Origin of the sequence: Phocaeicola sp., assembly GCF_048170425.1 — a bacterium.
GTDB lineage: Bacteria > Bacteroidota > Bacteroidia > Bacteroidales > Bacteroidaceae > Phocaeicola.
This window is the reverse complement of the sequence record NZ_DBEXBB010000004.1, coordinates 1-11420: the sequence shown is the minus strand read 5'-3', so window position 1 is coordinate 11420 and position 11420 is coordinate 1. Positions and strand designations below refer to the sequence as shown.

The window sequence follows — 11420 nt, the reverse complement described above, 5'->3', positions numbered from 1 at the left end:
TGTTTGTTTTAGTTCGGCATAGGCTGTCGTACAGTTTACCTTACCCCAAACGGGAGCGTTACTTTGGGGAATATTGGAACTGTTGCTCTGGATGTGTAGGTTCTGTAACACATAGGATGTTTCTCGTAAATCACCATTTTTGATTTCAGGAATGATAACGGAAGTAGAGTCTTTGGCCGAGGCCAGGTCCTGATACAGATGTTTTGCATAGATACGCTCAGCAATCCGGCTGAATACGCTACCTGCCTGTAGGCCTCCAGATGCAGGACCATGAGGAATTTGAATAGACACCATACAGCTGTACTTAGGTGCTTCGGACGGGAAATATCCACAGAAGCTAACCAAATAACTTACTCCACCGGATTTGTATCCTGCCTTTCCTTGAGAAACCTGAGCTGTTCCAGTCTTTCCGGATACACTAAACTGTTTACTTCCAGCCGGTTTCGCCAGTCCGTCAGAAACCACTTTGCGTAGAATTTCCCGAATCATGGTAAGAGTGGTATCTGAACAGATTTTGGAATTTACAATTTCAGTAGGAATTTCTTGTATAATCTCTCCATCTTTTGCGATAGCCTTCACAAACTTGGGCTTAACCATGACTCCGTTATTGGCAATAGCATTGTAAAAATTCAGCATATAGATAGGAGGAATCATAGTTTCGTATCCGATACTCATCCATGGCAGGGTCGTTTTGGCAAAATATCGTTCTTTTGGGCCCAGTATACGAGGACTTGCTTCTCCTACAAAGCCTAAATTTAAAGGCGTGTCAATGCTCATGCGTTTTAGTCCGTCTATAAATTTCTGCGGATTGTTTCCATAAAATTTGTCGATGATACTAGACACACCGACGTTAGATGATACCTCCATGATTTTGGTCACGTCTATTTGTCCGTATCCGCCTTTATACCAGTTCCAGTCTTTCATGTTGCTTCCATGCATATTCACCACACCATTACCTGTGTCTACTGTATAATCAGGAGTAATAAATTTATCCTCCAATGCCACCATGATAGAAGCTGTCTTGAATGTGGAGCCTGGTTCCATCAAGTTGCTGACGGCTGTATTTCGCATCTCATAATAATTCCCGTCACCGGCACGAGTCATGTTTACGTTGGCTTTTACCTCTCCGGTTGCTACATCCATAACGATGGCTACTCCAAATACAGCGTTAAGATTCTTCAACTGGTCTACAAGTGCTTTTTCTGCAATATCTTGCATGCTGACATCAATGGTAGTAATTATATCGCAACCGTCTACGGCAGGTTTGTCGATGATATTCAGATATTTGTTCATTACTTTCTGACGATGGGTAATACCGTCTTTGCCTCGTAAGATGGAATCGTATGTCAATTCTATCCCATTCTTTGCACCTAACGCCATATCTGGGTACATATCACCTAATGTACGTGCTGCTAGTGAGCCAAAAGGTTTTTTGCGCTGATTGAAAGCCAGTTCATGAAATCCTCCCTTGAATTTACTCAGGTTAAATACCGGCAATTTCTTAGCTTCCTTATATTCAATGTAAGAGATACGCCGCGGGTAGAGGAGATAGTTTCGGCTTTTCTGCCGTCTTCCTTTTAAAATATGCTGACGGAACTCTTTTGCACTTTTGTCTGGAAAAATTTGATGAAGGCCTTCGCATATCTCGGTCAGGTGATTCATCAACATGGTATCTTTCTTCTCACCTCCAGCCTTGAAATCCATATAGATTTTGTATTCCGGCAGACTGCTGGCCATCAGTTTCCCATCTGCAGAAATGATATTTCCTCTGGTAGGATGAACTATTACATTTTCTTTAATGAAACGGTCGGCTACGTCTTTCCAGTATTGTCGTTCTGCAAACATGATGATTGCTGCTTTTGCAATAATAGCAATAGCCAGCAATGCCATGATGAACACAATAAGTGTATATCGTAGTATGATATTTTTTTGTCCTGGTACCATTTTAATCCTTGTTTTTTATTAAATAGGGTGGGGTGGAGGCGGTTTCCAATGGAGTTCCTTCTGTAGAAATATACTCTTCAATGCGCGACTGGCGGCTTTTCTCCGTCAGTTCAGAGGAAATAGTCAATGCATCATATTTGGTATCAATTAATTCCTTCTTTAGACGGTCTATCTCAATCATTTCCTGCTGGCTGGAATAACGATTGTCTATGTACAGGATAACCAGAATCATAATTAGTATGATTAGGTTCGCCTGTTTCCTCATCAGGTGTACCAGTACTTCTCCCCCTAATATGCTCCTCCATGTGATATGAGAGGCTTCTTGCGATGTTTTTTCTTGATGTTCCATGTGTCATTTTTTTTCTGCAATCCTCAGTTTGGCACTGCGTGAACGTGGGTTCCGCTGGATTTCTTCTTCACTGGGGATAATAACCTTATTGTTGATTAATTTGAAAGGGGTTTCTATATTCCCGAAAAAGTCCTGTTGGGCTTTCCCTTCAATATTACCTGTTTTCATGATGTTTTTCACCATACGGTCTTCCAATGAATGATAGGTAATGACTACGAGTCTTCCTCCTGGTTTGAGGACTTCAGTAGCAGCATAAAGCATTTCTTTTAACGCCTCCATTTCTTGATTCACTTCGATTCGGAGAGCTTGAAAAACTTTTGCCAGTTCTTTCTTTTCCCTTTCTCTTCCGTAAAGTGGTTTTATAATTTCAATGAATTCCCCTATGGTTTCAATTGATTTTTGTACTCTGGCTTTTACAAGCGTAGCAGCCAGTTTACGGCTGTTTTTTAACTCTCCATAAAGATAAAACAAGTCGGCTAGCTTCTCTTCCTCGTATGTGTTGACAATATCAGCAGCGGTAATACCTGCACGTTTGTTCATACGCATATCAAGTTTTCCGTCAAAACGAAAGGAAAACCCTCGTTCTGAGTCATCAAAATGATGAGATGAAACGCCTAAATCAGCTAAGATTGCATCGACTTCTTCTACTCCGTAATAGCGAAGGAAATTCTGCAGGTAACGAAAATTACTTCTGACAAAAGTGAAGCGTTTGTCATTGATGATATTTCTTTCCGCATCGGCATCTTGGTCAAAACTGAATAGTCGGCTTTGGCTGTCCATGTTTCGCAATATTTCTTTGGAATGTCCTCCTCCTCCGAATGTCACGTCCACGTAAGTGCCTCCCGGTTGAAGATGCATGCCTTCAATGCTCTCGTTTAATAGTACTGGTATGTGATATGTAGATTCTGTTTTCTCCATGCAATTTTTGTAGATTCACCTTATTATATATTCAAGCGGTAAAATTAGAAATTTCCATAGAATCACGCACCATGTTTTCTATAGAAAATTTGAATAAGTTATCAACAGGTTATTCTTTCTGTGCAAAACGAGGAAGAAACGTCAAGATTTTGTTTTAATGAAATCGGCTATGCAATTTTTTTTGTCTGCATAAGTGTATTTTTTGTCATAAAATGAGTGCCTTTTCAAAAGATGAGTTACTTTTGCAAAGTAAACTTTTGTAGAATGGGTGAAAATTCAATATTTTTAATTGACATTGATAAAGTATTGAGAGACAAAGCCGGGAAAAAAGCTAATCGTATACCGCGTTTTTTGGTGTCATACTTAAAGCATATTGTGCATCAGGATGAAATTAATGTATTCCTGAAAAGTGTTGCAGACAAGACTGGTGTGGATTTTTTAGAGGCTTGTATGAAATTCCTTGATATTAAGCTGGAAGTGAAAGGGATAGAGAATCTTCCGCCCGACAGATTGTGTACGTTTGTATCCAATCATCCTTTGGGAGGACAAGACGGTATAGCTTTGGGTTATATTTTAGGCAAGCATTACAATGGTCGCATAAAATACCTTGTAAATGATTTGCTTATGAATCTTCATGGATTAGCTCCTTTGTGTATTCCTATTAATAAGACCGGAACCCAGTCACGCGATTTCCCCAAAATGGTAGAGGCTGGATTCCACTCTGATGCTCATATTATTATGTTTCCAGCTGGAATCTGTTCTAGAAGACAAAAAGGTGTGATAAAAGATTTGGCCTGGAAAAAAACCTTTATTGTCAAAAGTGTGGAAACACAGCGGGATATAATTCCTGTACATTTCGAAGGACGAAATTCAGATTTTTTCTACAACCTGGCTAATCTGTGTAAATTTTTAGGGATTAAGTTTAATATAGCCATGCTTTATCTGGCTGATGAAATGTTTAAAAACCGTCATAAGACTTTTAAGGTGACAATAGGTAAACCCATTCCCTGGCAGACATTTGACAAATCACGTTCAGCGGCAGATTGGGCTGATTATGTAAGAGAGTTAGTTTATAAACTGTGAAAAGAAAATACGATTTAATCATTGGATTATGGAAGATATAATTGCTCCGATTGACAAAGAAGTTCTAAAATCGGAACTGACGGAAGACAAGCGCTTAAGATTTACGAATAAGAGCAACAACGAGATTTACATTGTTACATGGAAGAATGCACCTAATGTGCTGAAAGAAATTGGACGCTTGCGCGAAATCGCATTCCGTGCCGCTGGAGGGGGAACAGGTCAGTCGATGGATCTTGATGAGTATGATTTGATGGAGAACCCTTATCAACAGTTGATTGTGTGGGATCCGGAAGCTGAAGAGATTTTGGGTGGTTACCGTTATCTGCTCGGTGATGAAGTAGAGTTTGACGCGGAGGGCCAACCTTTGCTGGCAACGGCTCACATGTTTAATTTCTCTGAAAAGTTTTTGAAAGATTATTTGCCTACTACCATAGAGCTGGGACGTTCTTTTGTAACACTTGAGTATCAGTCTACTCGTGCTGGCTCAAAAGGACTTTTTGCTTTGGATAATCTGTGGGACGGACTGGGAGCATTGACGGTGGTAATGCCACAGGTGAAATATTTCTTTGGAAAGATGACCATGTATCCCAGCTATAACCGTTTCGGACGTGATATGATTCTTTATTTTCTGAAAAAACATTTCAACGACAAAGATAAGTTGATTACTCCGATGCAGCCTCTGCTGATTGAAACCGATGAGAAGGTGCTTGAAAAACTGTTCTGCCATGAAACCTTTAAAGAGGATTACAAAGTGCTGAATACAGAGGTCCGTAAGTTGGGTTATAATATTCCGCCTTTGGTTAATGCATATATGAGTCTGTCGCCTACTATGCGTATGTTCGGTACAGCGATTAACGATGGCTTTGGCGATGTGGAAGAAACAGGTATCCTGATTGCGGTTGATGAGATTCTTGAGGAGAAGCGTGTGCGTCACATTGAATCTTATCTGCGTGAACATCCGGAGGCTCTGCAGATAACATCTGGAGCCAATCCGGTGGTGAATAAAATGCAGAAATAATATACCTATTTATAAAGCAGGCAGGCTGTTCCCGTTTATTTTCCGGTATAAGTCAAGTGCATAAACATCTGTCATGCCGGAAATATAATCGAGTACAGCCTGTATTTTTTCATATAAAGTGGGAGCCTGAATATGGTACTGGCTGGACACTCGGTTAATTAACAGTTGAGAGTATGCCTTCTCCGGGTATCTTACAGCTTCAATCATTAAGTCGACCAGCGTGGTGATAACTTGGTAACCGGCCAGTTCAATGTCGACCACATCTTTCGAACAATAGATTTTCTCGAATGCTGTATGCGAGCAGTTTTCATAAGCTTCTCTGACTCTTGGGCTGAGTTTCTGAATCAGGGTACCTTGAAATTCACCTTTTAGAATGTCTTCCTCGTGCAGAATAAAGGTACGTACACATTCGCTGATTAATATTCCGATGGCTGATGAGCGCAGGTAGGCTATTTGTTCGTTGGTGTCGTCTACCATTTTGCATATTGATTGTATATGTTCTAGCTTTTCGGGGGCAAAAAAGCGTAGATATAGCTCTTTAGTCTCTTGTGTAGTTAGTATTTTCAGTTTATGTGCATCTTCTATGTCCATCATCTGGTAGCAGATATCATCTGCCGCTTCCACAAGATACACTAACGGATGGCGGCAATACTTCAATGGTTCTCCTTCCTTACTGATTTTTTTGAGTCCCAGTTCATGGGCAATCTGCTGGAAAGCACCCTCCTCACTGGTAAAGAACCCGAATTTTTGCTTGCTGCCAGCTAGTTGCGAGGAAAACGGGTATTTTACAATGGCTGCCAGTGTGGCATAAGTCAGCACGAAGCCGCCGGGGCGTCGTCCCTGAAATTGGTGAGTGAGCAGGCGGAATGCGTTGGCGTTACCTTCAAAGTGAGTAAAGTCATCCCATTCTTTTTCCGAAAAATATGCTTGTAAAATTCTTCCTTTTCCTTCAGAGAAATAAGTGCCGATAGCCTTCTCTCCCGAATGACCGAAAGGAGGGTTTCCCAAGTCATGTGCCAGACAGGCAGCCGATACAATGGAGCCTATTTCTGAAATAGGCGTATCATGTAGTTCTGGATGAAGTTTTAATAACTCGGACGCGATTTTATTGCCGAGTGAACGCCCTACACATGAAACCTCCAGGCTGTGTGTTAGTCGGTTGTGCACAAAAATACTTCCCGGCAATGGAAAGACCTGCGTCTTGTTCTGTAAACGCCGGAAAGGAGCCGAGAAAATCAGACGGTCATAGTCACGTTGGAACTCTGTCCGGTCTTCCTTTCGGGCTTCGTGAAGATTCTCCAGACCGAATCTTTTATTTGATAGAAGTTGTTTCCAGTTCATAATGTAACTCCTTTGTGATGTGGTATTTAATTTTAAAGAAGCTCTAAAAGTTAAGTGCAAAAATATAAAAAAATGGTAAACGTAACTATTAATTCTGTGGATTGTGTAACTTCGCAACTCCATTAAAATGCATAAATCATGAAAATACAGATTATAAATACTTCCCGGCATCCGTTGCCGCAATATGCGACTCCGCAGTCGGCTGGGGTAGATCTTCGTGCAAACCTGAATGAACCTGTTGTGTTAAAACCTTTGCAGCGCTGTTTAGTACCAACCGGATTGTTTTTGGCATTGCCGCAAGGGTATGAAGCTCAGGTGCGCCCACGTAGCGGACTGGCTATCAAGAAGGGTATTACCGTATTAAACTCTCCGGGGACAATTGATGCCGACTATCGGGGAGAAATTAACGTGATATTGGTCAACCTGTCAGCTGAAGAGTTTGTGATTGAAGACGGTGAACGTATTGCACAGATGGTGATAACCCGTCATGAACAGGCTGAGTGGGAAGAAGTGGAAGTGTTGGACGAAACGGAGCGTGGGGCAGGAGGATTTGGTCACACAGGAACCGTATAAACCTGAATGTATGAAAAAGCTATTAGGAATCATCGGGATGGTTTTCCTGCTGTTTGCTTGTGGTACCACCGGAAAACAGCATTCGGTAAAGCGAAACTTAGCAAATGAGGAAAGGGATACCTTGTCATACGAGCAACGTAGAAAGTACAATTACTTTTTTCTGGAAGCTGTTCGCTTGAAACAGAAAGGAGAGTATGATGCGGCTTTTGAACTTTATAAGCATTGTCTGGATATTTATCCGGGTTCTGCTCCGGCTTTGTATGAGATATCTCAATTTTATATGGTGCTAGGACAGGAACAGAAAGGTGAAGAAGCACTGAAAAAGGCCGTACGTTCTGACGAATCAAATTTCTGGTATAAACAGACTTTAGCAGCTTATTATCAGCGGAAGCGTGACTGGGCGAAAGCTATTGCTGTGTATGATGACATGGCGCATCAGTTTCCGTCTCGGCTGGAACCGTTGATGGCTTTGGTTGATTTGTATAATCAGACAAAGAGCTATTCGCAGGTCGTTTCTGTGTTGAATCGGCTGGAAGAGTTGGATGGAAAGTCAGAACAAATCAGCATGGAGAAGTTCAGAATGTATCTGCTAATGGATAATCAGGAACAGGCATTTAATGAAATTGAAAGTCTGTCGAAAGAATATCCGTATGATTTACGTTATCAAACGATTCTGGGAGATGTGTATTTGAATAACGATAAACCGGATGAGGCTTACGCGGTTTATCAGCAAATTTTAAAGGAAGAACCGGGGTATGCACCAGCCTTGCTATCAATGGCTTCTTATTACAAACAGTTGGGTCAGGACAGCTTGTATCGTCAACAATTGGACACTATTTTGCTGAATGAAGATGTGGAGTCGAATACTAAGATGGAAATCATGCGTCAGCTTATCCTCCAGTCGGAACAAACAACAAAGGACAGCACACAGATTGTATCCTTATTTAAGGACATCTTAGACCGTCCACAGCAAAATGCAGATTTGGCTATGCTTTGTGCGCAATATATGATTACGAAGCACATGGAAAAAGAATCTGTTCCCGTTCTGAATCAGGTATTGTCACTCGACCCGGAAAACAAGCCAGCCCGGTTGCAGTTACTTAGCTATGCCATTCGTGACAATAATCTGGACGAAGTAATACGAGTGGCTACTCCTGCGCTGGAATATAATCCAGACGCTATGGAGTTCTATTATTATCTGGGCTTGGCTCATTATCAGAAGGAGGAAACAGACAAGGCGATGGAAATTTTCCAGCAAGGACTGAAACAGGTCAATGAAAAGAGCGACAAAGGAATTGTGTCTGATTTTTATGCAATCCTAGGAGATTTGTATCATTCCAAAGAAATGAAGACAGAGGCTTATGCGGCTTATGATTCTTCGTTGGTTTACAATCCTAATAATATTGGTACACTTAACAACTATGCTTATTATCTGTCTGTAGAGCGGACGAATCTGGATAAAGCCGAGGAAATGAGTTACAAGACCGTAAAGGCAGAACCTGAAAATGCGACTTATTTGGATACTTATGCGTGGATTCTGTTTGAGAAAAAACGCTATACTGAAGCACGTATTTACATTGAACAGGCCATGAAGAACGGAGGAGATAGCAGTCAGGTGATTGTAGAGCATTGCGGTGATATTTATTATATGTCAGGTGAGAAAGAAAAAGCGTTAGAATGCTGGAAAAAGGCGGATAGCATGGAGAATAAGGAAGAAAATGGGGCCACTCCTCGTACAGAAGCTGAGTTGAAACGCTTGAAACGTAAAATCGCATTGAAAAAGTATATAGAATGAAACGACTGATTTACTGGATATATGTAGTATGCCTGATTGTGCTGGCTTCTTCTTGTCGTTCCTTGCGTCATACGGAACGCGCTCCTATGATTGGAGGCCTGAAAGGAGAAGAGTATCAGGAAAAGGTGATTTCTAGTCTTCCTCACTGGAACTGTGTGACGGGAAAGGTGGCCTTGAACTTGAACACGGGTAGTAGTAAAAATACAAAATTGTCGGCCACTCTCCGGATGAAAAAAGGAGAAGTCATACAGTTGTCGGTAGCTCCTTTGTTGGGGATTGAAGTGGCACGCCTGGAAATTTCACCAGAACGTATTCTGGCAGTCGACCGTCTTCACAAACAGTATGTGGAAGTCTCTTTTGAAGACCTGAATCGGATGGCCAATTTGAATCTGAGCTTTAATGTGTTGCAGTCATTGTTTATGAATGAGATTTTTTTGCCCGGCAAGGAAACCGTTGAGGTGTCCGATTTGCACCGTTTCCGGATGACTTCAGAAGGAAATTATGCGTTGTGGAAAGTAAAAGATACCAAGAAACTGGCTTATAGTTTTCGGACTACAGCCGACAAGGGGTGGCTTGAGAATACCTCTGTAGCCCTTTCTGGTACACCATATGCGTTAAACTGGACGTATGGTGAGTTTGGCAAACTAGGAGCTGCTTATTTTCCTCAGCATATTTTGGCCGAGTTGGTGGGAAGTGGAAAAACTTATAGCCTGGACATGAAACTCTCCCGTATGTCAATAGGAGAGGACTGGGAGACGCAGACAAGTTTGTCGTCCAAATATAAAAAGATAGAACTAGCGACCTTGCTCAAAATGTGGTTGGAAAAATGAAACGTTTTGTAGTCATATCTTGTATTTGTTTTTGTGTTTGTGTGCTTACAGCTCAAACGACCCCTAAGATTCGTCAACTGGAAAAGCAGCGGAATGAGCTGAAGCAACAGATTGCCGAATCAGAAACCTTATTGCAGTCTACCAAAAATGACGTGAAAAGTCAGCTAAGTAATCTGGCTTTGCTTTCGGGACAAATAGAAGAAAGACAAAAATACATTCAGACCATAGAGAATGATGTGAAAGCCATTCAGCAGGAGATAAGCCGTTTGGAGCGAGAGTTGAAAAATCTACAGAAGGAACTGAATGAGAAGCGACAAAAGTATGAGTTGTCAGTAAAGTATATTTATCGTAATAAGTCTATACAAGACAAACTGATGTTTATTTTTTCTGCTGAAGATTTCGGACAAATGTATCGGCGCCTACGCTACGTACGGGAGTATGCTGACTACCAGCGTTTGCAAGGCATTCAGGTGCAGCGGAAACAAAAGCAAGTAACCGAGAAGGCTAATTCGTTGAAAAACAGCCGGAAGGCGAAGGAAGATTTACTCAAGCAAGGAGAAGCGGAGAAAGCCAAACTGGAGGCACAGGAGCAGGAACGCAAACAGATTTTGTCTGGTTTGCAGAAGAAGCAACGCAGCATTCAGTCGGAATTGTCCAAACAGCGTCGTTCTGCAGACAAATTGAATGCGCAGATTGACCGGCTGATAGAAATTGAAATAGAGAAAGCCCGTAAGCGTGCGGAAGAGGAAGCTCGACGTAAGGCTGAAGAAGCACGAAAGAAAGCGGAAGCGGCTAAAGGGAATGCCGAGACATCCACATCCACAAAAAAAGAGACTTCAAAGACTTCCGTTGAGAAGCTGGAAGCTTATAAAGTAGATTCGGAAGACCGTCGCTTGTCCAGTAATTTTGAAAAAAACAAAGGAATCCTTCCTGTGCCAATTACCGGACCATACGTGGTGGTAGGACATTATGGACAGTATCAGGTGAAAGGGCTTCGTAATGTGAAACTGGACAATAAGGGAATGGATATTAAAGGAAAGTCGGGTGCCAATGCCCGTGCAATCTTTGACGGTGAAGTTTCGGCTGTTTTCCAATACAATGGTCTGACCAATGTGCTGGTACGTCATGGGAGTTATATCTCTGTTTATTGTAATTTGTCCACTGTCCGTGTCAAGAAAGGCAGTCTGGTGCGTGCCCGTGATGTGTTGGGAGAAATCCATACCAATACAGAAGGAGAAACGATTCTGCATTTCCAGTTGCGTAAGGAAACGGTAAAACTGAATCCGGAACTTTGGATACATCGCTGAAAATTAGTTGATATAATAGAATGGGAAGCTTCAGAACATCGTGCGTCTGGAGCTTTTTTTATGAAATGCAGGGCGATAATCTGTAAATTTCTTGTCACTTTTTATGTTGCTCAGGGCGGAGCCTTATGTGTTCCTTGTGGAAAACGTAGGTGTTCGTCCTGAGAAATATAGGTTTTATGTACGGGAAACGTAAAAAACAAATTGTGAGTTAACAGAATAATTTGGGTGTGTGGTTGCAATTCTTCCCAAGATTATGTTTATT

Annotated in this window: 10 protein-coding genes; 6 read left to right on the top strand and 4 right to left on the bottom strand. The window is 41.6% G+C overall.

Going from position 1 to position 11420, the window contains the following annotated elements:
• The 3 genes from ACMJ0U_RS00105 to rsmH form a co-directional block, all read right to left on the bottom strand.
• On the bottom strand, nucleotides 1-1944 hold a 1944-nt coding region (locus tag ACMJ0U_RS00105), incomplete at its 3' end, for a peptidoglycan D,D-transpeptidase FtsI family protein (RefSeq protein ID WP_417127363.1).
• A gap of 1 nt (nucleotide 1945) precedes the next feature.
• Complete coding sequence (locus ACMJ0U_RS00100; protein ID WP_417127362.1) at nucleotides 1946-2293, bottom strand: FtsL-like putative cell division protein; 348 nt, start codon at nucleotides 2291-2293, stop codon at nucleotides 1946-1948.
• 3 nt (nucleotides 2294-2296) lie between these two features.
• Entirely contained in the window at nucleotides 2297-3211 is a 915-nt protein-coding gene (rsmH, locus tag ACMJ0U_RS00095) for a 16S rRNA (cytosine(1402)-N(4))-methyltransferase RsmH (protein WP_417127361.1), read from the bottom strand.
• Between the two features lie 264 nt (nucleotides 3212-3475).
• Between rsmH and ACMJ0U_RS00090 the strand changes: the two genes are divergently transcribed.
• A complete protein-coding gene (locus ACMJ0U_RS00090; RefSeq protein WP_417127360.1) occupies nucleotides 3476-4294 on the top strand; it encodes a 1-acyl-sn-glycerol-3-phosphate acyltransferase in 819 nt (272 codons plus the stop codon).
• A gap of 28 nt (nucleotides 4295-4322) precedes the next feature.
• Nucleotides 4323-5312 carry a GNAT family N-acetyltransferase gene (locus ACMJ0U_RS00085; RefSeq protein WP_417127359.1) on the top strand — a complete coding sequence of 330 codons (990 nt, stop codon included), beginning with the start codon at nucleotides 4323-4325 and terminating at the stop codon, nucleotides 5310-5312.
• A gap of 9 nt (nucleotides 5313-5321) precedes the next feature.
• Here the strand turns inward: ACMJ0U_RS00085 and ACMJ0U_RS00080 are convergent, their stop codons facing one another.
• The gene (locus ACMJ0U_RS00080; protein WP_417127358.1) at nucleotides 5322-6653 is read right to left on the bottom strand and encodes a deoxyguanosinetriphosphate triphosphohydrolase; all 1332 of its coding nucleotides are present in this window, start codon (nucleotides 6651-6653) and stop codon (nucleotides 5322-5324) included.
• 138 nt (nucleotides 6654-6791) lie between these two features.
• Here ACMJ0U_RS00080 and dut point away from each other — a divergent pair, with 138 nt between their 5' ends.
• From dut to ACMJ0U_RS00060, 4 genes are read left to right on the top strand one after another with little or no spacing between them, the layout of a single operon-like run.
• The gene (dut, locus tag ACMJ0U_RS00075; RefSeq protein WP_417127357.1) at nucleotides 6792-7226 is read left to right on the top strand and encodes a dUTP diphosphatase; all 435 of its coding nucleotides are present in this window, start codon (nucleotides 6792-6794) and stop codon (nucleotides 7224-7226) included.
• A gap of 10 nt (nucleotides 7227-7236) precedes the next feature.
• Nucleotides 7237-9021, top strand: a complete 1785-nt coding sequence (locus ACMJ0U_RS00070) for a tetratricopeptide repeat protein (RefSeq protein WP_417127356.1) — start codon at nucleotides 7237-7239, stop codon at nucleotides 9019-9021.
• On the top strand, nucleotides 9018-9851 hold the full coding sequence (locus ACMJ0U_RS00065) for a DUF4292 domain-containing protein (protein ID WP_417127355.1): 834 nt from the start codon (nucleotides 9018-9020) through the stop codon (nucleotides 9849-9851). Before ACMJ0U_RS00070 ends, ACMJ0U_RS00065 begins: the two co-directional genes overlap by 4 nt.
• Nucleotides 9848-11158 carry a murein hydrolase activator EnvC family protein gene (locus ACMJ0U_RS00060; RefSeq protein WP_417127354.1) on the top strand — a complete coding sequence of 437 codons (1311 nt, stop codon included), beginning with the start codon at nucleotides 9848-9850 and terminating at the stop codon, nucleotides 11156-11158. Before ACMJ0U_RS00065 ends, ACMJ0U_RS00060 begins: the two co-directional genes overlap by 4 nt.
• Nucleotides 11159-11420 lie beyond the last annotated feature (262 nt).

Bases quoted from the DNA above. Each gene is read 5' to 3' on its own strand.
- ACMJ0U_RS00100 (WP_417127362.1), bottom strand. From the start codon at position 2,293: ATGGAACATCAAGAAAAAACATCGCAAGAAGCCTCTCATATCACATGG.
- rsmH (WP_417127361.1), bottom strand. From the start codon at position 3,211: ATGGAGAAAACAGAATCTACATATCACATACCAGTACTATTAAACGAG.
- ACMJ0U_RS00090 (WP_417127360.1), top strand. From the start codon at position 3,476: ATGGGTGAAAATTCAATATTTTTAATTGACATTGATAAAGTATTGAGA.
- ACMJ0U_RS00085 (WP_417127359.1), top strand. From the start codon at position 4,323: ATGGAAGATATAATTGCTCCGATTGACAAAGAAGTTCTAAAATCGGAA.
- ACMJ0U_RS00080 (WP_417127358.1), bottom strand. From the start codon at position 6,653: ATGAACTGGAAACAACTTCTATCAAATAAAAGATTCGGTCTGGAGAAT.
- dut (WP_417127357.1), top strand. From the start codon at position 6,792: ATGAAAATACAGATTATAAATACTTCCCGGCATCCGTTGCCGCAATAT.
- ACMJ0U_RS00070 (WP_417127356.1), top strand. From the start codon at position 7,237: ATGAAAAAGCTATTAGGAATCATCGGGATGGTTTTCCTGCTGTTTGCT.
- ACMJ0U_RS00065 (WP_417127355.1), top strand. From the start codon at position 9,018: ATGAAACGACTGATTTACTGGATATATGTAGTATGCCTGATTGTGCTG.
- ACMJ0U_RS00060 (WP_417127354.1), top strand. From the start codon at position 9,848: ATGAAACGTTTTGTAGTCATATCTTGTATTTGTTTTTGTGTTTGTGTG.